The sequence below is a fragment of the Sphingobacteriaceae bacterium genome (assembly GCA_016715905.1).
Lineage (GTDB): Bacteria > Bacteroidota > Bacteroidia > B-17B0 > Aurantibacillaceae > Aurantibacillus.
In genome coordinates this window covers 265093-288205 of sequence record JADJXI010000005.1, presented here as the reverse complement: position 1 = coordinate 288205, position 23113 = coordinate 265093, and the positions used below count along the sequence as shown (strand labels likewise).

The window sequence follows — 23113 nt, the reverse complement described above, 5'->3', positions numbered from 1 at the left end:
AAATTCACTATTTTTGGTTTCGTCCTAAATGCCTTTAAATAATGCTCAGTAAACAAATTTCATATATATATATTAGAAAATTTACTTATGTAAGATTTTTTGCGGTTTTCTTGATTTTTCAAATTAATAATTTATATGGGCAAAGCGGTCCTGGTGGTGTTGGCAGTAGCGCCAACAACAAAGTATGGTTAGATGCCAATAGAGGGTTAACTTTAATTGGCGGTTTGGCTGATGTTTGGGCTGATCAATCAGGTAACGGTTTTAATGCAACTGCTAATGGAGCAACTGCTAGGCCAACTTTTGTAGCAGCGTCTGTAAACGGGTATCCATCATTAGATTTTGATGGCACTAATGATGAAATGTGGATCCCTGATAATGCAGCTTTGGACTTAACTGCCTGGCATATTTTTATTGTTCCAATAGTTGACCTTCAAAAGAATTATAATGCCTGGCTTGTAAAAGGAGATGATGCTCAAGAAAACTTTGAAATGTTAAGCTTTAGTAATGGCAACATACATACTCCAACAAGATATACCGATGCAACAAGAACATCACCAAGCACAGCGGCTAATCAAGTATCAAATGCAACATTCAGAATTATAGAATACTCTTATTCATCAGCTGTTGGTCGGGATATATATACCAATTACACCAATGTACATACCGACAATGAAAACAAAACTCCTGCTACAAATAATTTTCCAATTTATGTAGGAAATGAAAAAGCAACGGCCGGACGATTCATCAACGGAGATTTGGCCGAGGTCATTATTTATAATGCACCTATAAACTCAGCACAAAGAATAATTGTGAATAATTATCTTTCTGCAAAATATGGACTTACTTTAGGCTCAAATGATATTTACGACGAAGACAACGCAGGCAATGGCAATTATGATCATGATGTTGCGGGAATTGGACGTGTAGATGCCAGTAATATTCAAAACGACTCACAAGGTTCAGGAATTGTACGAATTCTTAACCCAACAGGTTTAGGCAATAATGAATTTTATATTTGGGGACATGATAACGGAGGATTAGGGTCTTGGTTTACTAATGATTATCCGGCCGGAGAAGGTTTACAAGGACGTTTGGTACGAGTATGGCGTGGATCAGAGCAAGGAACAATAAATAGCTTTTCTGTACGATTTGATTTAACTGGATTAGGTCCGGTTTCAGCAAGTGACCTACGTTTATTAATTGATGTAAATAATAATGGATTATTTGCAGATGAAACCGCCGGCGGCGGAGGGGTTATAAATGGAGCAACCGCATTAGGCGGTAATGTTTACGAATTCACAGGCATAACCGGTTTAAACAATAATATTCGATTTACACTGGGAACAAGTGATATTATTTCAACTCCTTTGCCTGTTGAATTGGTTAACTTTACAGCAACTCCACTTCAAAAAAACATAGAATTAAACTGGTCAACCTTATCCGAGAAAAATTTTGACTATTTTGAACTTCAAAAGAGTAAGGACGCAACAAACTTTAAAACCATTGCCCATATTAAAAGTAAATCAACTAATTTAATTAGCAACACCAAATTAAACTACAATTTTATCGATGAATTACCTTATGAGGGCATGAATTATTACAGATTAAACCAAGTAAATACTGATAAATCTTCGAGTTTTAGTGAAGTTATCAGCATACCCTTTTTAAACCCTAAACAAATTCAATTTAATATATATCCCAACCCTAATAGCGGCGAGTTTGTTGCAGATATTAGTGGAATTGAAAACAATCACCAAGTTACAATAAATGTTACAAACACTGAAGGCAAACAAGTGTATTCGAAAGATTTTTTCATTAATAATTCCGAGAAAATAAATATTGTACCAAAAGAAAAATTGGCGAACGGTTTATACACTTGCACGCTAATAATTGAAGAGATTTCCTATTCCAAAAAAGTTTTGATTAAATAAAAACCTTGAAAAAAATTATCATAAAACTCTTACTTTCATTCAGCTTTTTAATTCTGATTTTTTTTGGCTCTTGCGTTAAAAAAATTATCACCATTCAAAAAGGTGATAAGGCTTACGAAAAAGGGAATTATTATGAAGCCCGCAATTACTACGAAAAAGCAACACAAATAGATTCGGCCAGTTACTACGCCAATTTAAAAATGGGGCTCATCCTTATTGAAGATTTAAATGAAATTGACGAATCATTACCCTATTTACAACGAGCAGTAAGGCATAGAAGAAAAAAAGATACCATACCGGATATATTAAAAGCCTTTGGTGACTATTGCTTTTATGCGGGAGCCTATAATAAAGCGCAAAAATTCTATAAAAACATTGATGATGTTATTATTGATAATGGGATAAGGAGTGATGTAGACCATCGAGTTGAAAATATCGGCTTTGCTTTATCCCACCCAGATAAAAACAAAAAATCTATTGCCACTATTATGAACTTGGGCTATCAGGTAAACTCCTATTTTGCCGAATACAATTCGGTTTTTGATCATAATGAAAAACGTTTTTACTACACGGCCAGAAGACCTGAAAATACCGGATTTTCCTGTGATAAATGGGATGGGAAATATTTTGAAGATATGTATGTAGCTGAACATATTAATCGTTTTAATTTTTCTGAAGCAGAAAACTTTACCAAACACGCGCATGAAGTATCACAAATAAAAAACACAAAAAAACATGATGCAGTTGTGGCTATTTCAGATAATGACAGTATTTTATTTTCTTTCAAAAACAATTTGATTTATATCTCTAAGTTTGAAAACGGTAATTGGACTGAACCGGAGAAAATGGATAAGAAGGTAAATAAGGGCAAGTATCAAAATCATATTTCCATTTCACCGGATAATAAAAATATTTATTATTCAAGCAATAAGCGTGGGGGTTATGGTGGACTGGATTTATATGCTATACATTTACAAAATGATAATACCTGGACTAAACCGATAAACTTAGGTCCGGAAATTAATACGCCCGAAGATGAAGAAAGCGTTGAAATACTTCACGACAACAAAACCATACTTTTTGCTTCCAAAGGTTTACCCGGATACGGAGGTTATGATATGTTTATGATTAAAAAAGAAGGACAGGATGCTTATTCCCAACCTGTCAACTTGGGTCCACAAATTAATTCTCCTTCTGATGATATTTACATGAAATTGGACAGCACGATGACAGAAGGTTTCATTTCCTCTTCACGACGAGGCGGATACGGTGACATGGATATTTATCGTTTTTATTTTTTGAATAAACCGAATTTTAATAAATGTAATAGCAATATTGCTGAATTAGACAGCATACTTAACCAAAGTATCAGTTCAAAAATAAAATTGAATGATTCTGCAAAAATTGATGTGTCCGGAATTAAGGAAATTTATTCTCATCCTGTATTATATTATTTCTGGAAATTTGATAATCAAATTTTACAATGCGACACCTCCTTTAATTATATCACAGCCGATAAAAAAGGTGTACATCAACTCGACTTGCAATTTGTGGCTCAATGCGATACTTGTTATGAACGATTAACCTATTGCTTTAGTAAATCGTTAACAGTATATGACAAAGAAATTTCAGATACCCTGGAAGAAAAACCGATAGATCCGTTGGCAAGTATCACCTTAAATCCAATATATTTTTATTTCAATAAATTCAATATCAGAAACGATGCCAAACCCGTATTAAATGAAAATATTGTTCAACTCTTAAAACATGAAAATGCCAGAATAAAAATTTACGCACACTGTGATAGCCGAGGTTCCCATCAATATAATTTAATGTTAGCGGCCAAAAGAGCGGAAGCGGCGGTAAATTATTTACTCAAAAATAATATTCCCAGAGAAAGAATTGTAGCCTTGATACCACTTGGAGAACAAGAAATTAAAAACGGTTGTGGTGACGGAGTAAAATGTTCAGAAAAAGAACATCAGCTAAACAGAAGAGTAGATTTTCAATTAGAGTCAATAAACTTAAAGGATTAAAAAACTCCAGGTTATGTACAATTAGTGTACAACAACTTTTACCTTGTATTCAATTTCTTCCAATAAAAGAGAACAGAAATAAATTCCGGATGCTAATTTATTTTCAGGTATAATTTGCAGTTTAGCATTATCATGTATATTAAAATTGGAGTTGTAAACCAATTTACCATTCATGTCTCTTAATAATATTTCAACTTGGTGATTATTGTATGTAGTCAAAGTAAAGTGAACTTTTCACAAGAGAGTGTTTTAAGTTTAATTTAAAGTTAAGTTAGTTTTTTGATGTTTCATAATTTTTCTCATTTTTTCATATTCCTCCCTTCTTTTTTTTAATGAATTTTGTTTGATTTTTTCTCTTTCTTTTAAAATTAGTTCTCCTCGTCCAAAATAAACATCAGCAGGCGTTAGATTTTTTAAAGACTCATGATAACGAGCATTGTTGTAATTTTCCACGAACTTTTCAATGGCCGCAATTAATTCTTCCGGTGAATAATAATTATCAAGCTTCACAACGTTTTTCATTGTTCGGTGATAACGTTCAATCTTGCCTTGCGTTTGCGGATGCATGGGTCTGCCGTGTACCTGATCCATTCCATGATTGTCTTTCAAATATGTTTTGAGTTCGCCTGCAATGTAACATGAACCATTGTCGGATAATAATCTGGGCCGTTGTTTAGTTACAATTCTTGCTTTTATAATTGCTCTGTCAACGGTTCTTTTACGTCCTGCACTTTCATTCCTGCACAAAGCTCCCAGTGTACAATATAACGGCTGTAATCATCTAAAACGGTACTCAAGTAATACCAACCCCATCCAATTATTTTAAAGTAAGTAAAATCAGTTTGCCACATTTGATGAACGAATCCTGTTTTGTTTGTAAACTCATCTTTAGCTGCTAAAAAAATATGCTCGGGTGTTGTTATCAGTCCTCTTGCTTTTAAAATCCGGTAAACACTCGATTCAGAAATAAAAATTTGTTGTTCATCGGTTAATTTGTGCGCAGCTCTCTTGACGATAATTCAGGACACTCTAAAGCAAGCTCTACAACTAAGTTTTTTGTTCCCGGGGTATTGTGTTCCACTGCCTGTTAGAAGTGCGCTTACAAGGCTCTAAACCATCAATACCATTGTCGGAATAGGATTTGTACCAATTGTAAAACGTGCTTTTGTTTAAACCGATTTCGCGAAGCGTTTTATTAACGCCGATTTCGGAACGGACAACAATTTTGATTATCTCTTGTTTTTCGGAAGCTGTAAATCTCATATACTTTTTGAATTTTACAGATTCTCCAATATGTTCAAGCTTTTTTTTACGATATCATAGCGCAATACTAAATCAGCTACGGTTTCCTTTAGCTTTTGATTTTCTTTTCTGAGCTCCGCTACTTCATCACTGGTTGCTTCCTGGTTGTATCCCCTGATAATCTCTTCTTTCCCGCTTCTAAAAACTCTTTGTTCCATTTATAGAATTGAGATGGGTTAATGGAATACTTCCTGCATAATTCAGCTACTGGCATCTCAGCTCGTATAGCTTCCATTACAATATTTATTTTTTGTTCTGAACTAAATATTCTTTTTGATTTACGACGTATCTCTTTTATAAAGTTCTCCGCTGTTTGTTTTTTCTTTGTTTCCATAGTATTATAAATTTATTGTTTTTCTGGAAACACTCTCTTAGTTTTAGTTAAATTTAGTCCACTTTATGCTGACGATTTACATATCAACTTACTCCCGCGATCTTTTAACCAAGAATTCAATTTAACTAATCTTAAGTGAATCGAGTCAACGAAATGATTACCTTTATAGTCCTCCCCTGAAAAGTTTTTAAAAAATGCCTCTGAAAATAAATAATCATCTTTTCCTTTAAACACATCCCAAACATTTATTTTATCGTAAAAAGTATAATTAACTTGGTTATTTAATCTCACCAGAAAATTTCTACCGCCAAAATTATTATTAATGTAATCATTTTTTTTATCCTGAAAACTTCTATCAAACCAGGTATTAATTGATAATAAAGTGTCTTCAACGGGTTTGCTATATCCAAATAATTGAAATTTTGATTCCGTCAGATTAAAACAGCTATCAATCAGTGATCCTGATAAAAAAAGTATCACCAATGCACTCATTAATATTTTTACTTTATTCTTCAATTAAAATCTAAAATAAATGAAAGGATTATAATTAGTAGTTGTAATCATTGCCATTGAAAGTAAAAATACCGCGAAAGAGATTATTAAAAGGGAAATATGAATGCTTGCGGGCTTAACAATTGGGGAGTAAAAGACTTTTTGGAGTGCCTTGCCAAAGGGAAGGAGAACAAAAAAAGAAAATAAAGAGCAAATAATTAGGTATGCCATAAATTGTTTTTGATATATAGGATGCGAAATTCCAGATTTAAACGGTATAACCATGTGAGAAATTATTTTACCCGCAATTTGTAGGCTTTCGGCCCTGAAAATAACCCAACCTATGACCACAATTACAAACGTAGTGACAAGCGATATAAACTTAAAAAATTTAATTTGATAATATTTAGTAATTCGTTCGATAATAAGCCAGAAACCATAGTAGGCACCCCAAACAATAAATGTCCATGATGCACCGTGCCAAAATCCGCTAAGTATAAAAACAAACCATAAATTAAAATATAAGCGAGAACTTTTTTTAACGCGATTACCCCCCAGAGGTATGTAAATATAATTCCGCATCCAATTGCTTAAAGTAATATGCCATCTTTTCCAAAACTCAGTTACGCTTTTAGATATATAAGGATTTTCAAAATTTTCCGGAAAAATAAATCCGAACATCCTACCTAAACCTATAGCCATATCTGAATACCCGGAAAAATCAAAATAAATTTGAAAAGTATAGCATAATGCTCCCATCCAACAATCTAAAGTGCTTAATGTAGAAACATTAGCATTAAAAACGTAATCTGCCACTACACCTACATTATTTGCGAGTATTACTTTTTTAGCTAAGCCTAAAGAAAATCTGTAAAATCCATAAAGGAAATTATCCAAATTTATTTGTGAGGTCCTATCTGTAATTTGTTCAGCAATTTCTTTATACCTAATGATTGGGCCTGCTATCAACTTAGGAAAAAGTAAAATATACAACTGATAATTCAAGAAGTTATCTAAAGGCTTATGCTCTTTCCGATAAACATCAATCATATACGTGACACTTTCAAAGGTATAAAATGAAATTCCAATAGGGAGAACAACTTTCATCCATGTTATTTCTCCTGCACCAAAATTGCCCAAAAGAAAATTAACGTTCTCAATAAAAAAATTACAATACTTAAAATAAAATAATAGGCCAAAATTTAAGAATAATGAAGATATTAAAAGTGTATTTCGTAATCTAAGATTACTCGACTTTGCCATCCTGCCAACTATATAAAAGTCAATAGTTGTTGTCAAAAGAATAACGAAAATAAATCTAGGCGCCCCCCAACTATAAAAAAAAACACTTACAAGTAAAAGAAATGTATTTTTGTATTTATAAGGTAAAATAATATAAAGTAATAGCACAATTGGCAAGAAGTAAGTGAGGAATATTATGCTACTGAAAACCAATGTACAAATATCTACATTATTTTGATCTTTTCTTAAAAGCGTGAAATAGAGTGAGAATGAAGAAAAATCAGAGCTCGAAACTCCGCTTTCGCTCTGTTTCTCACTCTGATTTTGTACGGATGAAGGGACTAAGAAAGGTTTTTTATCATAGCATAAAGTATTCTTGACAGTTCATCTGCCTTTTTCAAATATGTTTCAAAGGATGAGGAATCAATTATTTCAAGATCATGAAGCATATCGAATATTGCCACACATTCAAAAACTGAACCCCTTGCCGTAACGAAATAGTTCTTGCGATCAGGTTTTGAAAACTTCCCCGAACCCTCAGCAATATTTAAAACAATACTAAATGAAGCCCTTCCAAGTTGATCCTTTACATAATAATCTAATTTACTCTTCAATATCAGATTTTTACAATCTAAATGAAAATTTTTTGCCTTTTTATATACCTCAAGATTTTGAAAATCAAACATTATCTTAAAAAGCGAGAATGAGAGTGAGAATGAAGAAAAATCAGAGTTCGAAACTCCGCTTTCGCTCTGTTTCTCACTCTGATTTTGTACGGATGAAGGGACTCGAACCCCCACGCCTTTCGGCACCAGATCCTAAGTCTGGCACGGCTACCAATTACGCCACATCCGCATTTTTTGCTTTACAAATTTACGAAATAATCCTCAATTTGCTTTAACCTTAATCAGTTTTGTAGTTGATTTTTCGGACCCTTTAACGAGATTTAATAAATAAACACCCTCCTCTAAATGCATCAAATTTAGCTTCAAGTCTTTTTTTCCGGAATTTACTCGTGTGGAAAATACAATTCTTCCCGTTAAATCCTGAATACTTAACTCAACATTTTCCAAATTATCGTTGGATTGAATAAACACGGATTCACTTACCGGGTTAGGAAATATTTTCGCTCCTAATAAATTTGGAATCTCATCTATTCCTATCACTTCTGAATTGGTAGTTACCTTTTCCCTTACAACATTTAATATCTTTTTCTTATTGCCTATTGCATCATTGTCGTAAACAAAGGCTACAATATGCATGTTATCGGGATTATATTTTGAAATTCCGGTTGGGGTGGGAACAGAATAGACATAGAGTTTAGAAAAAATTTCGCCTGTACTTACACTCGGGGTTATTAATCCCCCTAATCCATCAGTTCCGTCAAATGCATGAATCAAAACATTTTCATGTTTAAACCTCCAGGCATCCAATACCCAGGCATTTTGTGGCAAAGAATAATAGCCCGACAAATAATAAGGCGACCAGGGCACATTGTAATAATTACTCAATTGATTATAGCCATTCACCAATGTATTGGTTTTATTGCCGCAAACATGGTTTTCAACTAAATAAACGCCGAGTTTATAGTCACCTTTAACGTCGCCGTAAAATTCAGCTTTTGCCAAAAAAGAAAGGGCTTTAGTTATAGTAGAATAATTTATATTTTCTAATGAAACTTTAACCGGACTTACCTTTACACCTTCAGCCAATAATTTGTCATAATAAGATGTTCGGTTTACAGCCGTTGAATTAATATCGTATTGAAAAGCCCGATCGAAAAGTGAAGTGGATGAGTTTTTCATAAACGTATTTACTAAAGTAGCAGTAGCCGGTTCGGTTAATTGATCGTTGTGATGAATATTCACCACAACTCCACCCAATGCCTGCATGGATAAAGCGCGTTCTTGCGCATCCGGACTTTCCGGATCATTAGCACTCACAAATTGTTCCATTAAAACAGTTTTTGGAGGAGCACTGTTCATAACCGTTATATTCATTTTTAAAGTGTCATTCACTAAATTTTCATCCGCACTTCCATTCACTAAACTAATCCAGGCTTTAACTTCATATAAACCCGGTGATGTAACGCTTAGTGTTTGCGGAAAAGAGAAAGTTGCAGATTGCTGACTAGTTAAGGAACTTGTTAAAGCAAAGGATTGAGAAACAACAGAAGAATTACCATATTTATAATTCAGGGTGAGTGAACTAATATTTATTGCGCCGGTATTTTTTACGGCTAGTGTAATATTTTGAGCGGTTTGAGATAAAAAATATTTATTCATGCGAATCTCGCTCAACGCTGCGTCTTTTAAATAAGTTAAGTTATTTACTTCAATATCATCAATCCACAATTGAAATTTATCCAATGAATTATTTCTGAACGCAAATCTTAATGTTTGTCCCTGAAATGAACCTAAAAAAATCGATCGTTTTGTCCATTCGGTATTTTCACCACTCCCCAAAACAGAACTACTTAATATTGAAAATAATTTATCGCCAATAGTAAAATCATTTGCAGTTAATGAGCCTGATTTATTGGTGCCATATACTTCATATCCGTCCCGATTATTCCCATCCGGACTTTTGGCACGCCAGGATAAAATAGTATTGGCTTGTATAGTTACTGAAGGAGTAATTACCCATTCGTCGGAGACTTGAGCCGCATTATCTAACCAACTTGTGCTAATTAAAAAAGTGTCGTTTTCTAATGGATTAAAAGCCACAATCCAACCTTTGTTTTTTAATTCAGGTACCTGAAAGGGGGCGTTGTAATTTGGTGAAGTTCCGATATTATTCGGATAATTATCATCAATTACACTAAAACCGGATGGTACAAAGGTGTAGGAATTTACCAGATTACCACTGGTGTAAGAAGTAAGACTTAAGGTATTAAATTTTTGAGATAAAATTATTTGAGCCTTTGAAAGACTTATTGAAAAAATTAAAATTATACTTAATACGATTCTCATGGGGCTATCATTATTCTATCGGTTCCATCAAAAAGGGGTGATTGAATGCTTAATACTTTTAAAGGAGTATTTCCGATTGTTTGAGCTGAGTGAACGGTGTTTTTAGGAATAAAGAATGCATCTCCTTTTTTAATTTTCCAATTAACATCACCTACCTGCATATTTGCCTCACCATCCAAAACCACAATATTCTCACTATGAAACTGATGTTTATGTGCTTTTACGCCTTTTTTAATTACTATACAAAAGGTACTTGACAAACTATCACCAAATAAGAACCGACTGTAAATATTATCTGTTTTTGAATTGTTACCAATAGTATCCGTATTCATTTCCATTTTTTGTGCATTCACTTTAGTATTGCCTAAAAATAAAAACGGTATGAGCAGAAAAAATTTCATCAATTATTCTTCACCGGTTGTGGCACCACATTCACTACAGGTGCTTGACCCAACATTTGAGGCGTAATCATTGGTAAAACCTTTTTCACATCCGCATAATTCGGATTGATTTGCAAGGCTCTATCCCAAGAGGCTTTGGCCTGTACATATCTTCCGCTATTAAAATAAGCTCCACCTAAATTATACCAACCTTCGGCATTACTCGGGTCTAACACAGTAGCCGCGCGATAATGTATAGCAGCACTATCCATACGTCCGCGTTGAAAGGCCATGGCTCCTCTATTCTTTAAATCATTATAATAAACCATGTAATAATTTCTTAAATATGGATTATTAGGATAAAGACGCTCAGCCATTTTCCAATAATAAAGCGCTTCAAAATCTTTTCTCAATTTAAAATGAGCTAATCCAAGATTTAAATATCCGTTTACGTAACGGGGATGCAGTTCAATAGCGTGCTTTAAGAATTTAATTCCTTTGTAAAGAGCAGCTTCACGCTTATTACTGTAACCACCTTGTTTCACTTCTTCATCAGTAATTTTCAGGGTACCATTATAATCGTTGTATTTAGTAGAATCCTGGCCGGGAATATTAATTCCGGTTACTTCTTTGGTATCCGCCAAATCAACCCAACGTGCTCCGGCGTTACCCAACACCAATACCGAGTGCGGCTTATGGGTTACATCTTTCAAGAATAAAGTTACGTCATTCTTCCAGTCCCAATTTCTTTCCCAGGTTTTGCATCCGTATAAGAAGCCAACCACCAGCAATAATACGGAGAGTGTTGATTTACTTAATCCGGGAGAAGCTTTATATAACTTATCAAAGATCCAGAGCAAGAAATAACCACTAAGAATCGCGAAACCGATGGAAGAATGGAAAATCAAACGTTCACCCATTGTAGCACCAATATCCATTAACACGTTTCCAATCAGCAATGCGAAGAAAATGTAAGTCATCAATGCAAAACCAATAACATGTTTTTTTAATGTGTAATAAACGGCTGCAACCACCATACCCAAGTGTAATGCTAAGGATAGTAAGAAATCCCAGCTGGTAAAGTGACGATACTCTATGGTATTGTAAGAATAATCTGATGAAAGCGGATGTGGGAATATTTGCAACCAAATATATTTCATGAGTACATAAACTTTTGTAGCGAAACGTTCTTCGCCATTTGCTAATAAGTACGGATTATTTAAAATTTCCGTATCGGGTACACCTGGTTTTAATTTTACCGCCATTAAACGCATGGCCAGATAAAACAGCATCACAAAATAGAACCAACTCATTAGTGTTTGGAAATTCTTTTTCTTGTTTGCACCTAACATGAATATTCCAATCAATATATACAAGAATGGGAATAACCAGAATGATTTTATAGGTTTAGAGTCCGGTCGGGCATGCATATCGAAATCACGTTTTAAATACAACATGATAGCCGCACAAATCACAAACACTATTCCAATTCTGAACGTTTGTTTAAACTCCGGCGTTTTAGTAAAGGTTTTTATATCAAAATCATTTTCAGTGAAAGTATAAACCGCCATTGGAACTAAGAATAACAACATGATGGCATATTCTTTAGAAAGCAAGGCGAGTAAAAACATAACAGAAGCCCAAATTAAATCACTTCGCTTCTTCGTTTCGAGATATTTAAAGGCATAGAGAAAAGTTAATGAAACAAAAATGAGTGAGAAAATTTCATCTCTTGATTTTACATTAGCAATAGCCTCCGAGTGTATCGGATGCATGGTAAACAGTAAAGCAGCAATTAAAGCTAAATCCTGGTTTTGTCGGAAAAAACATTTTGAAAATACCAGAAATAAAAATACACAACCCAATGCAAAAGTCCAGATGTTATTGAAGTGACGAACCTTTGCGCCATATACCTGGCAATCTACTTCATTAAATACTCCATCCACATTCAAATCTTCCTCAAAATCATTTTTAAAGTTTTGGTTCTGATCCCAACAGGTGTAACATTCATTGGCTTGAACTATACCGTCATTATTCAAGTCAATAAATTCATTGTATTCATAATTAGTTTCCGGTCTACCACAAGGGGTTATATAATTCACCTGTTCTTTGTCGAGCACTCCGTTTTTATTGGAGTCTTCCACCTTCATATACAAACCCGTTCGATACGGATGAATAAATTGCTGTTCAATAGCAAAACTTACAACAGAAAGCGGACGATAACGACCTCCGGCTAACTGATCTGTAGCACACATCCTACGGTAAAAACTCTCGTAAGCATCTTTGGTTAAAATATCTTTTATCCCTCTAAAGCCTTTAATCACGTGGTCATTTTGATGGATAATAATACCATCATCCAACGCATACTCTCCATTGATAGAAGTGATGTAAAAAGTAAAGCCAATAATGCCCACCAACACCATGGCCATTTTATGTGTTAAAAAGGGGAAATATTTAAAAGTGTGTGAAAGCTCAGGGAAAGTTGGAGCTTTAAGTCCTTTCACGTTACCGCTTGATGCTTTTGAAGGCTGTGCCATAGATTAATTTTATCAGAATTACAAATATAACGGCAAAAAGAACACATATCATATAAAAATTGTCTAATTTTCACAATATTTTTCTTAATTTGCTTGGTTCATGGCTAAGTCTAAATCTTATTGGTATTTCACCTTTGCCGGACCGGTTTTTATAGCCATTGCCTTTTTTATATCCGGATTAAATACAAAAACCATTTACGATTTAGCAAACGAAGCAGGAAAAAAGATAGAAGCTAAAGCCAATTTATGTACCAAGGTTTTAACCCGTTTAATCGACTCTTCGGAAAACATTAAGCGTGAAGAATATTATCGCCTGTTTGAAAAAGAAAAAATTGGTGTTTATCTCTTAAAAAACGGGACCGGTATCTTTTGGAACAATTCCCAAATTCCCTTAAGTGACACCTTACAAACCGGCCAAAGCTCAAACGGTTTACTGGTAGTTAAAAGAGGTTATTATCTTTTCACCAAGGTTAAAAAAAATAACTTGGTTGCCTTTTCGCTTTGTTTAATTAAACCGGACTACGATGTTCAAAATAATCATTTACAAAATCACTTTACAGACTGGACCGGCCTACCCGAAAACATCAATTTAATTAGCGAACCCGCTAATGAAAAAAATGTAATTGTAAATGGAAAAACTCTTTTCTCAATAGAAAGTCAAGACGAACTTACCAAATTTTCCAGGCACCAAGGCATTTGCAGTATTATATTCTTTACCGGATTGTTATTTATCTTTCTTTCACTGTTACTATACATCAAAAGAAATCCAACCTTTAAAAATTCCCTTATTGCCATTTTAATATTGTTCATCGGAAGACTGTTTCTTTATTTTTCAATTTTCCCGTCCTTTTTGGAAGAAACCTTTTTATTTGATGTGCGGGTTTTTGGTAATGGGCAATCCTATTTAAATAAAAACCTGGCCGATGTTTTTTACAACTCTACCTTTTTGTTTTTTATATCGCTGGCCTTATTTTTTACCTTAAGTAACCTTCAAACAAAATTTAAAAAGATAATCAGCTTAATTTCAATCGCAATTTTACTGATCTTGTCTGTTTATCATTTTAATGAAAGTATTCGCTCATTTGTAATTAATTCCACATTATCCTTCGATCTTTTAAATGTTTTAAATCTAAATGCGCCTACTCTATTTACCTTATTTTCTTTGGTGGTAACTTCCATGGCTATCTTTTTATTCCTGCTCAAATCCACCGTTTATTTCAATCTCAAAAAGTTTAAAGGCAGTGTTTGGTTTAAACTATATTTATCACCTGTTCCAGTGATACTTTTCTTATTCAGCGAACAACCCACCTTATTTCAGGTGACTTGGTTGTTTTTATTTGCATTAATTTTATTGGCACTTTTAAAATTGCAGTTCCAAAAATTCTCCTTAGGACTTGGATTATTAGTAGCATTTATGTCGGCCACCACGGCCGGCATATTCAATCATTACATGATTTTAAATCAAAAATCGGAACTCAGTTTTTTAGCCGATAAGTTAAGTGAACGACAAGATTCATACCTGGAAAATGAATTTGCAGATATTCCTGAAAAAATTAAGGACGATAAAAATTTGGAAGCTTTAATATCGCTTTTACCCGAAACGAAGAAGGAAATAGATCAATACTTAAAATTAAAATATTTTAAAGGCTACTTTAAAACTTATAATGTTGAATTTTCCTTATTCAACAGTGATTGTAAACCTTTATTAGAACCGAATATGCCTATTTTATTGAATGAAGGTTTTTTTGAAGATCAGATTAAATTTTATTCAGACACAACGTACAGCACGTATTTATTTTTTGCCAGCGGTTATAATCGTAACACCCGTTATATTGGTAAAATCGAAAAATTAGGATTGAATTTATATATCCTAATGGAGAAAAAACAATTTGAAGAACAAGGAAGTTTTCCGGATCTTTTATTGGATGCTTCGCAGCAAAAACACGATAAGCTGAAAAATTTACCACACGCCGTTTACAGGGCTGGACAAAGAACCAATAAATATGGTGAAATAAATTATCCATACAATCTTATTGACTCTACAACTTTAGCTAAAGCTGAAAGTGAATACAGCCATCATTTCTACACACCTGATAATTCCTCTGCCATTATTATCAGTGAAAAAATAAAAAACTGGGGATATATTTTTACTTTTAATTCTTACCTGTTTTTAATTTTTTCTTCATTCAGCTTTTTCAGTTATTTTGTTTATTCCATCTTTTTCACCCAAAAGTTTAATACCGCTTCTTTAACCAGAAGAATTCAAAGCGTAATCATTATCCTGCTTTTATTGGCTATGTCGGCAGTAGGTATAACTTCCGGGAAGTTAGTTACCGGACAATTTGAGGCTGAAAATGTAAAACAACTGGAAGAAAAAACACAAGCCATTATCAATGAATTTACTACTCAATTTGGAAAACCCGATGAATTATTTTCTACCGCACAACGAGAGCTTATTAATTTAAAGCTTCAAGAATTTTCACATTTATATCATTCTGATATTAGCTTTTTTGACAGTGAGGGCGGATTGTTTAACACCAGTCAAATGAAGCTATATGAACTGGGCTTAGCTGCACCCATTGCTAATCCGAAAGCCTATTTTGCCATTAAAGAAAATAAAACTTCATCGATGTGTGTAACTGAAAAGGCAGGCACTTTAAATTATCTTTCTTTGTATACCCCGGTGTTTAATGAACAAAATAAATTAATAGGCTTTATCAATCTACCTTATTTCGCTCGTCAAAATGATTTAACCAATGAGCTTTCTAATATTATTAGTGCCTTAATTAATGTATATGTCATTTTATTTGTAATAAGTATAGTGGCAGGTTTAATTTTGGCAGGCTATATAACTAAGCCGCTTCGTTTAATCAAACAGCAAATTTCAAATATTACTTTAGGAACTCGAAATGAAGGCTTGAAATGGAATAGCAACGATGAAGTAGGAAAATTGGTGAATGAATACAATCAAATGTTGCTGAAGCTGGAGCAAAGTGCAAACTTATTGGCGCAAAGTGAACGTGAAGGCGCATGGCGTGAAATGGCGAAACAAGTGGCCCATGAAATAAAAAATCCACTAACGCCCATGAAGTTGAATCTGCAATATTTACAACATGTAATGAATTCCAATCCGGATGATTTTAAAGAGAAATTTACCAAGGCAAGTAACAGCATTATTGAACAGATTGATACACTTGCAGCAATTGCTACTGAATTCAGCAATTTTGCTAAGTTACCGGGGACTAACTTATCCTCTATTAATATTTTGGAGGTTATTCAATCCAGCGTAAATTTATTTGACAGAAAAGAAGCGAATATTGTGTGTGACTTTCCGATGCAGGAATTATGGGTAACGGGTGATAAAGAACAAGCCCTGCGCGTTTTTAATAATATTCTTAAAAATGCCATACAAGCTTGTAAAGATTCGGAACAGCCGCTCATACGCTTAAATGCCGAGGTTTATCCAAATACGTATGTCATCAGAATTAGTGATAACGGTTGTGGAATTCCTAATGAAATGAAGGACAAAATATTCACCCCCAACTTTACAACCAAAAGCTCCGGATCAGGCTTAGGTTTAGCCATGGTAAAAAATATTATGAGCAGTTTTGGCGGAAAAATATGGTTTGAGTCGGAAAAAGAAAAGGGAACAACTTTTTACGTTCAATTTGACCGAGCAGACTAAAATTACAGAAGCAAAAAGTTAATTAGTGATGATGACCATGTGGGCCATGCACATGTCCATGATCCAATTCTTCCTGACTAGCATCACGTACATCCAATACTTCTCCAACAAAATGTAAATCCATTCCGGCTAAAGGGTGATTAAAATCCATTTCTACGTGTGCGTCGGTAATTTCAAGTACACGGCCAACCAATTGATTTCCGTCTTGATCATTCATTTCAATATCCTCCCCTAATTTCACTCGAGTATCATCAAATTTACCATCAACAATAAATGATTGTTTATCTATTTTAACCACATAATCTTTTTCGAAAACACCATATGCAGATTCAGCCTTAATTCGGAAATCAAATTTATCGCCCTTTTGTTTACCATTTAAATTCCCTTCGAACTCCGGGAGTACACCACCAAACCCATTTAAAAAAACAAAAGGTCGGTCTGGAGCTGTTTGTTCAACTAACTCTTCTTGCTGACCCTCTTTATTAGCAGTTAAATAATAAGAAACAGATACTACTTTGTCTTCGGCTACTTGCATAATTAATTTTTTTTGAAATTACTGTTTTTTCGTAATAATAACAATGCTTATTCAATATTTCCTTATTGCAGATTTTTTTCCAATAAATAAATAAACTTCTCTTTACTTAAATTTTCCTTTATTTCACCGGCCATAGTCAAGGAAACAGCTCCGGTTTGCTCACTAACAGAAATGGCTAACGCATCGGTTATTTCGGTAACACCTACAGCCGCACGATGCCTCATTCCGAAATGTGCAGGAAAATCCTGTCGTTCAGTAACCGGTAATACACAACGCGCAGCCACTAATCGATTATCTTTAATTATTGCGGCACCATCATGTAAAGGAGAATTTTTAAAAAATATATTTTCCAACATCCGAGAGGAAATGGCGGAATCAATTGCATCACCGGATTGTATTATTGATTTTAAATCGCTTTTTCTGGCAATAATAATAAGGGCTCCTGTTTTTGTTGCACTCATTTTATAACAGGCGTCTGCAATTTCAAAATAATTTAAAGGAATAAAATTGGAATCGGTACTGAAATTTAACTTAAAAATATTTTTAATCTTTACATTTCGTAAAAAATCATTGGAGCCGATGTAAAGCAAAAATTTCCGGATTTCCTGTTGGAATACAATCATGATAACAATAACTCCAACGTTTACAAACTTCCCTAAAATAGAGGATAATAAATTCAGCTCGAAAGCATTTATAACAATGTAAGCCAGGTATATGAATGCGATTCCGATAAATATATTGATAGCAGAAGTTCCTTTAACCAAATTATAAACAATGTAAAGAATTATTGCTACCAGAATGATATCAATAAAATCTGTAATACCGAAATTTATAAACTGTATGAATTGAATTATCAAAATAAAATTTATTTAGCATTAATTTTCTCGTACATCTGATGAACCAAGCCATCAGATAAACCAATTTGCGGTACAAACACTTTTTCGATATCTCCGTGTTTCATGATAAATAAAAATATTTTTGCGGCCGGAACAATTACGTCAGCCCGATCAGGCTTTAAATTTAAACGCTCAACTCTTTCTTTAATCGAATAGGAAGATAACATTTCGTGCATGGATTTAAGTTTTTCGTAGCTCAAATGTTTGGTATCCTTTTTGCCACTCATTTTATAAATTTTATTGATATTACCTCCCGAACCAATTGCCGAAAGTGGATGTATACCATACGTTACTTTTTTAATCCAAGTTTTAAGTTCATCCCAAACCTCTTTATCAATTTTATCCAATAATAAACGCACAGTGCCTATATTAAAAGACTTTGCAGCAACCACTTTTTCATCATAATACAAGGTTAGTTCTGTACTTCCACCACCCACATCAATATACAAATAGGCATGACGTGGATTCAACATTTCAGCAATACGATTGGAAAACACCAATGCTGCCTCTTCTTTTCCGTCTAAAAGCTCAACATCTAATCCGGATTCTTCTTTTATTTTAGCAATTATTTCTTTTCCGTTTGAGGCATCTCGCATGGCGCTGGTTGCCACAGCTCTGGTTTTTTCTACCCCGTACGCTTTAATTAGCTGATGAAAACCTTTTAAGGAGCTCACCAAGCGATTAATTTTTAATTCAGAAATCTTACCGCTAATAAACACATCTTCACCTAAACGTATAGGCATCCGTATTAATTCTTCTTTATTATAATGCGGTTTTCCGTCCACTTTATAAACTCTGCAAAACAATAAACGTATTGCATTACTTCCAATATCTATAGCTGCAAAAACCATTTTTTAAATCTTTTTTTTTTGTTTAACGTTCAAAAACTCGGCACTATCTCGTTTTAAGTACTCATATATTTCATCCTGCACCCGTATTCGTTTCTCCCCTCGTTTTGTTTTTTTGTAAATATTTTCTTGCTTCTTATCTATTAATCTCACTTTCGTATTTCCGCTTAATTGGATATTCACAATATCTTTTATTTGTTTGCGGATCAATGGGTCGCGAATAGGAACAGCTACTTCACTTCTACTATCCAAATTTCTACTCATCCAGTCTGCCGATGAAATGAATATTTTTTCATCACCCCGATTATGAAAAATAAAAACGCGAGTATGTTCTAAGTATTTGTCTACAATGCTATACGCTTTTATTCCATCACTCCAGCCCGGAAGTTCTGTTACTAAAGAACAAGCGCCTCGAATAATTAAAGTAACAGGTACGCCTGCTTTGTTGGCCTCATAAAGCATACTAATCATCTGCCTATCTACCAAACTGTTTAATTTTAAAAAAATACCGGAAGGTTTTTTCGCTTTGGCTGCTTTAATTTCATTTTCAATCAGCTTAATTAATTCGGTTCGCATAAAAAAAGGTGCAACCAATAACTGTTTGAACTCATAGATTTTAAAATTATTTTCGTAAAATTCAAAAACTTTCTCTAAATCGTCGGTTATCAGTTTGTCTGCAGTTAATAAAGAAAAGTCGGTATATACCTTTGCCGTTTTTTCATTAAAATTTCCTGTACCTATATGCGCATACTTAAAAGTTCTGCCTTTTTCTAATGTTGAAATCAAAATACATTTAGAATGCACTTTTAATCCTGGAACTCCGTAAATTACTTTGGCTCCTTCTTCTTTTAGCTTATTGGCCCAATAAATATTATGTTCCTCATCAAAGCGAGCTTGCAATTCAACTAACACGGTTACTTGCTTTCCGTTTTTTACCGCATTGATTAAAGCGTTTGCTATTTTAGAAGAGTCTGCAACCCGATACAAGGTAATTTTTATACTTTCTACAATGGGATCAATGGAGGCTTCACGTAATAAATTTATGATATGGTTATAGGTGTGATAAGGATAATGCAATAACAAATCTCTTTCTTTAATAACTTTTAAAGTAGTAAATGGATTATTAGCTAAATATTTATGCATTAATTCGGGAGGATGTTTATAAATTAATTTATTATCACCCAGATTCGGAAAATTAATGAAGTCCTTAAAATTATGATAACGCCCCCCGGGAATGGCATTGTCCTTTGTAGCCATACCTAATTTTTTCATAATGTAACGCAACATCTCCGAACTCATTGCAGCATCATAAACAAAACGTACCGGCAAACCTTTTTTACGGGCTTTTAAACTCTTTGAAATCTTTTCGAGGATACTTTTACTCAAATCACTATCGATATCCAATTCGGCATCTCTAGTTAGTTTTATGTTGTATGCCTCAACCGTTCTATAACCGAAAACATCAAAAATCTGATCGGTATTAAAGCGAATCACATCATCCAGCAAAATGATGTATTTTTTATTTCCTTGATCCGGTAATCGAACAAAGCGACTGATGATTTTAGAAGGAATTTCAATTAACGCATATTTATTCTTTTGTTTATTCAAAATGGATTCCAACTTTAAATACATGTAACTGGCTTTATCCTTCATGTACGGAAACTCCTTCTGATCATCAATCATTACAGGAAACAAAGTAGAACTTACAACCTGATTAAAATAATTACGGACAAACTCTTGCTGATTTTGTTTTAGTTCCTTTTCATTAATGATGAATACATCATTTTCAGCCAACTCTGACTTCAACTCACTATAAATTTCTTCAAAGGTGATTTGCTGTTGAATTACTTTACGCTGTAGTCGACTTAACAACTCAGCAGGATCTTCATCATAAAAAGCCAATGCTTTTTTTCCCAATTTACTCAAACGTTTAACTGTGGCAACTCGTACTCTGTAAAACTCATCTCGGTTATTACTGAAAATTCCCAGAAATTTTAATCGCTCAATTAAAGGAACCGATTTGTCGGCTGCTTCTTGCAAAACACGCTCATTAAACGAAAGCCAACTGATTTCGCGATTGATATAAGGCATATTTTTTTTAATGCTCATAATTTACGCGTTTTCTTTAAAGTCCTTTGGAAAATGAAAATAATTGAGTTGACCCTTAGCATTATTTATATCCGACCAATTTTTAATACTGAACTGGATACTTACAATACCGCAGGTAGGAACATTATCCATAAAAACATCTTCGTTTAAACTGTTCACTAATTCGGTTATTCCCGGATTATGCATAAACAGCATAGGCCTTTCAATATCTTTGTTCAGCTTGCCTATAAAACTTAATATTTTTTGTGCTTTAGCCTCATAAAAAGATTCTGTAATACTCAGTTTTTCGCTGGCGTATTCAAATTCACGGGCAAATATAAAAGCCGTACTCAAAGTTCGGGTGGCATAACTAGCCACTATTAAATCCGGCGGTAACTTTTCCATTTTAAACCACTTGCTCATTCTATAAGCATCGGCATAACCCCGGGCATTTAGAGGTCTATCTATGTCTTTTAGGTTGTCAGTTCCCCATTCACTTTTTGCATGCCTGACTAAAATTAATTCTTTCATTCAATTAAAATTTTACACTTGTTTTTAAACAATTGAAAAATGCAGTCAAATAAAAAAAATAAAAACCATAAATTCACCATAATTTAAGGGAGGTTATGAGCAATAATTCAACAGTTAAATGCCCCAAATGCGGTAATGATTTTGAAGTGGCGGAATCTATGAAAGCCGCTATTCAGGATAAACTAAAAAAAGAGGCGGCAGATTGGAAACTGAAAAAAGATGAGGAATTCAAAAAGAAGGAAAAGGAATTGCAAAATCAATTGAAAGATTCTTTAAAAAAACAAAAGGATTTTTTGGAAGAAAACATCCGAAAAACACTTAATTCTGATTTTGAAAATAAACTCAAGATTTTACAGGAAACTAATCAGGAATTTGAAAATAAATTAAAATTATCGAGAGCCAAAGAACTTGAATTTCTTAAAAAAGAACAGGAATTAAAAACCAAAGAGCAGGAATTTGAACTTGAAATGCAGAAACAAATTAATGCGCAACGCCTTGTCATATCTGAACAAATTCAAAAACAAGAGCAGGAGAAAAATTCTTTGAAATTAAGGGAATATGAGAAACAATTGGAAGATCAGAAGAAGCTGATTGAGGAAATGAAGAAAAAATCTGAGCAAGGCAGCATGCAATTGCAAGGTGAAGTACAGGAATTAGCTTTAGAAGATTTATTACGTGAAAGTTTTCCGCAAGATGAAATTGAAGAAGTAGCCAAAGGAATTAAAGGAGCAGATTGTACATTATTTGTGAAAAACAGTGCCGGAAAAACCTGTGGTAAAATAATTTACGAAAGTAAAAGAACCAAAAACTTTGCTGCTGAGTGGATTGAAAAATTAAAAAACGACATGCGTGCCCAACAGGCAGATATTGCCGTAATTGTAAGCGAAGTTTTACCTAAAGACATGAATCATTTTGGATTTAAAGACGGAGTTTGGATTTGCAGATTTGCTGAAGCACGGGCGCTAAGCTTTGTGTTAAGGGAAAGTTTAATAAAAATTCATAGCGCCATGGTAACTCAGGAAAATAAAAGCGATAAAATGAGTTTGCTTTACAATTATTTAACCGGACTGGAATTCAGGCAGAATATTGAAGCTATTGTAGAAGGTTTTTTAGCCATGAAGGACAGTATCACCCGCGAAAAGCTACAAATGGAAAAAATTTGGAAGGAAAGGGAAAAACAATTAGATAAGGTTTTAAGTAACACCACTCAGTTTTATGGATCTGTGAAGGGCATTGCCGGAAACGCCATTGATGACTTAAAATTGTTGGATTAAGAGTACAATTGCTCAATTATCCTTTGTTTT

At 33.8% G+C, this 23113-nt stretch carries 16 protein-coding genes, 1 tRNA gene and 1 pseudogene; 4 read left to right on the top strand and 14 right to left on the bottom strand.

Annotated features, from left to right (window positions below; genetic code table 11):
* The first annotated feature begins 41 nt into the window (after positions 1–41).
* Together IPM51_09085 and IPM51_09080 are read left to right on the top strand one after the other, a co-directional pair.
* On the top strand, positions 42–1931 hold the full coding sequence (locus tag IPM51_09085) for a T9SS type A sorting domain-containing protein (GenBank protein ID MBK9284459.1): 1890 nt from the start codon (positions 42–44) through the stop codon (positions 1929–1931).
* Positions 1932–1936: 5 nt separating this feature from the next.
* Entirely contained in the window at positions 1937–3967 is a 2031-nt protein-coding gene (locus tag IPM51_09080) for an OmpA family protein (protein MBK9284458.1), read from the top strand.
* Between the two features lie 21 nt (positions 3968–3988).
* On the opposite strand, the gene IPM51_09075 is transcribed toward IPM51_09080, so the two are convergent.
* The 9 genes and pseudogenes from IPM51_09075 to IPM51_09035 form a co-directional block, all read right to left on the bottom strand.
* Positions 3989–4186, bottom strand: a complete 198-nt coding sequence (locus tag IPM51_09075) for a T9SS type A sorting domain-containing protein (GenBank protein ID MBK9284457.1) — start codon at positions 4184–4186, stop codon at positions 3989–3991.
* A 36-nt stretch (positions 4187–4222) separates the two neighbouring features.
* Positions 4223–5603 (bottom strand): annotated as a pseudogene (locus tag IPM51_09070) (IS3 family transposase).
* Positions 5604–5666: 63 nt separating this feature from the next.
* Entirely contained in the window at positions 5667–6119 is a 453-nt protein-coding gene (locus IPM51_09065) for a hypothetical protein (protein ID MBK9284456.1), read from the bottom strand.
* A complete protein-coding gene (locus IPM51_09060) occupies positions 6120–7550 on the bottom strand; it encodes an MBOAT family protein (protein MBK9284455.1) in 1431 nt (476 codons plus the stop codon).
* A gap of 128 nt (positions 7551–7678) precedes the next feature.
* Complete coding sequence (locus tag IPM51_09055; GenBank protein ID MBK9284454.1) at positions 7679–8023, bottom strand: four helix bundle protein; 345 nt, start codon at positions 8021–8023, stop codon at positions 7679–7681.
* A gap of 87 nt (positions 8024–8110) precedes the next feature.
* Positions 8111–8192, bottom strand: a tRNA-Leu gene (locus IPM51_09050).
* 32 nt (positions 8193–8224) lie between these two features.
* Entirely contained in the window at positions 8225–10309 is a 2085-nt protein-coding gene (locus IPM51_09045; protein MBK9284453.1) for an Omp28-related outer membrane protein, read from the bottom strand.
* Positions 10306–10710, bottom strand: coding sequence for a cupin domain-containing protein (locus IPM51_09040; protein MBK9284452.1), 405 nt, complete (start codon positions 10708–10710; stop codon positions 10306–10308). The genes IPM51_09045 and IPM51_09040 overlap by 4 nt, the downstream gene beginning before the upstream one ends.
* Complete coding sequence (locus IPM51_09035; protein ID MBK9284451.1) at positions 10710–13226, bottom strand: tetratricopeptide repeat protein; 2517 nt, start codon at positions 13224–13226, stop codon at positions 10710–10712. The genes IPM51_09040 and IPM51_09035 overlap by 1 nt, the downstream gene beginning before the upstream one ends.
* Positions 13227–13326: 100 nt before the next feature.
* Between IPM51_09035 and IPM51_09030 the strand changes: the two genes are divergently transcribed.
* Positions 13327–16911, top strand: a complete 3585-nt coding sequence (locus tag IPM51_09030; GenBank protein ID MBK9284450.1) for a HAMP domain-containing histidine kinase — start codon at positions 13327–13329, stop codon at positions 16909–16911.
* A gap of 22 nt (positions 16912–16933) precedes the next feature.
* Here the strand turns inward: IPM51_09030 and IPM51_09025 are convergent, their stop codons facing one another.
* The 5 genes from IPM51_09025 to IPM51_09005 form a co-directional block, all read right to left on the bottom strand.
* Positions 16934–17446 carry an FKBP-type peptidyl-prolyl cis-trans isomerase gene (locus tag IPM51_09025; GenBank protein MBK9284449.1) on the bottom strand — a complete coding sequence of 171 codons (513 nt, stop codon included), beginning with the start codon at positions 17444–17446 and terminating at the stop codon, positions 16934–16936.
* A gap of 62 nt (positions 17447–17508) precedes the next feature.
* Positions 17509–18297, bottom strand: a complete 789-nt coding sequence (locus tag IPM51_09020; GenBank protein MBK9284448.1) for a TIGR00159 family protein — start codon at positions 18295–18297, stop codon at positions 17509–17511.
* Between the two features lie 14 nt (positions 18298–18311).
* Positions 18312–19193 (bottom strand): exopolyphosphatase, encoded by an 882-nt coding sequence (locus IPM51_09015; protein ID MBK9284447.1) that lies wholly within the window; start codon positions 19191–19193, stop codon positions 18312–18314.
* A gap of 3 nt (positions 19194–19196) precedes the next feature.
* Positions 19197–21299, bottom strand: a complete 2103-nt coding sequence (ppk1, locus tag IPM51_09010; GenBank protein ID MBK9284446.1) for a polyphosphate kinase 1 — start codon at positions 21297–21299, stop codon at positions 19197–19199.
* 3 nt (positions 21300–21302) lie between these two features.
* Positions 21303–21809: a histidine phosphatase family protein gene (locus tag IPM51_09005; protein ID MBK9284445.1), complete on the bottom strand. Its 507-nt coding sequence runs from the start codon at positions 21807–21809 to the stop codon at positions 21303–21305.
* 95 nt (positions 21810–21904) lie between these two features.
* Between IPM51_09005 and IPM51_09000 the strand changes: the two genes are divergently transcribed.
* The gene (locus tag IPM51_09000; protein ID MBK9284444.1) at positions 21905–23083 is read left to right on the top strand and encodes a DUF2130 domain-containing protein; all 1179 of its coding nucleotides are present in this window, start codon (positions 21905–21907) and stop codon (positions 23081–23083) included.
* The last annotated feature ends 30 nt before the right edge of the window (positions 23084–23113 follow it).

Coding starts and splice junctions, on each gene's coding strand:
- IPM51_09085 (MBK9284459.1), top strand. CDS start 42: ATGCTCAGTAAACAAATTTCATATATATATATTAGAAAATTTACTTAT.
- IPM51_09055 (MBK9284454.1), bottom strand. CDS start 8,023: ATGTTTGATTTTCAAAATCTTGAGGTATATAAAAAGGCAAAAAATTTT.
- IPM51_09045 (MBK9284453.1), bottom strand. CDS start 10,309: ATGAGAATCGTATTAAGTATAATTTTAATTTTTTCAATAAGTCTTTCA.
- IPM51_09040 (MBK9284452.1), bottom strand. CDS start 10,710: ATGAAATTTTTTCTGCTCATACCGTTTTTATTTTTAGGCAATACTAAA.
- IPM51_09035 (MBK9284451.1), bottom strand. CDS start 13,226: ATGGCACAGCCTTCAAAAGCATCAAGCGGTAACGTGAAAGGACTTAAA.
- IPM51_09030 (MBK9284450.1), top strand. CDS start 13,327: ATGGCTAAGTCTAAATCTTATTGGTATTTCACCTTTGCCGGACCGGTT.
- IPM51_09025 (MBK9284449.1), bottom strand. CDS start 17,446: ATGCAAGTAGCCGAAGACAAAGTAGTATCTGTTTCTTATTATTTAACT.
- IPM51_09015 (MBK9284447.1), bottom strand. CDS start 19,193: ATGGTTTTTGCAGCTATAGATATTGGAAGTAATGCAATACGTTTATTG.
- ppk1 (MBK9284446.1), bottom strand. CDS start 21,299: ATGAGCATTAAAAAAAATATGCCTTATATCAATCGCGAAATCAGTTGG.
- IPM51_09005 (MBK9284445.1), bottom strand. CDS start 21,809: ATGAAAGAATTAATTTTAGTCAGGCATGCAAAAAGTGAATGGGGAACT.
- IPM51_09000 (MBK9284444.1), top strand. CDS start 21,905: ATGAGCAATAATTCAACAGTTAAATGCCCCAAATGCGGTAATGATTTT.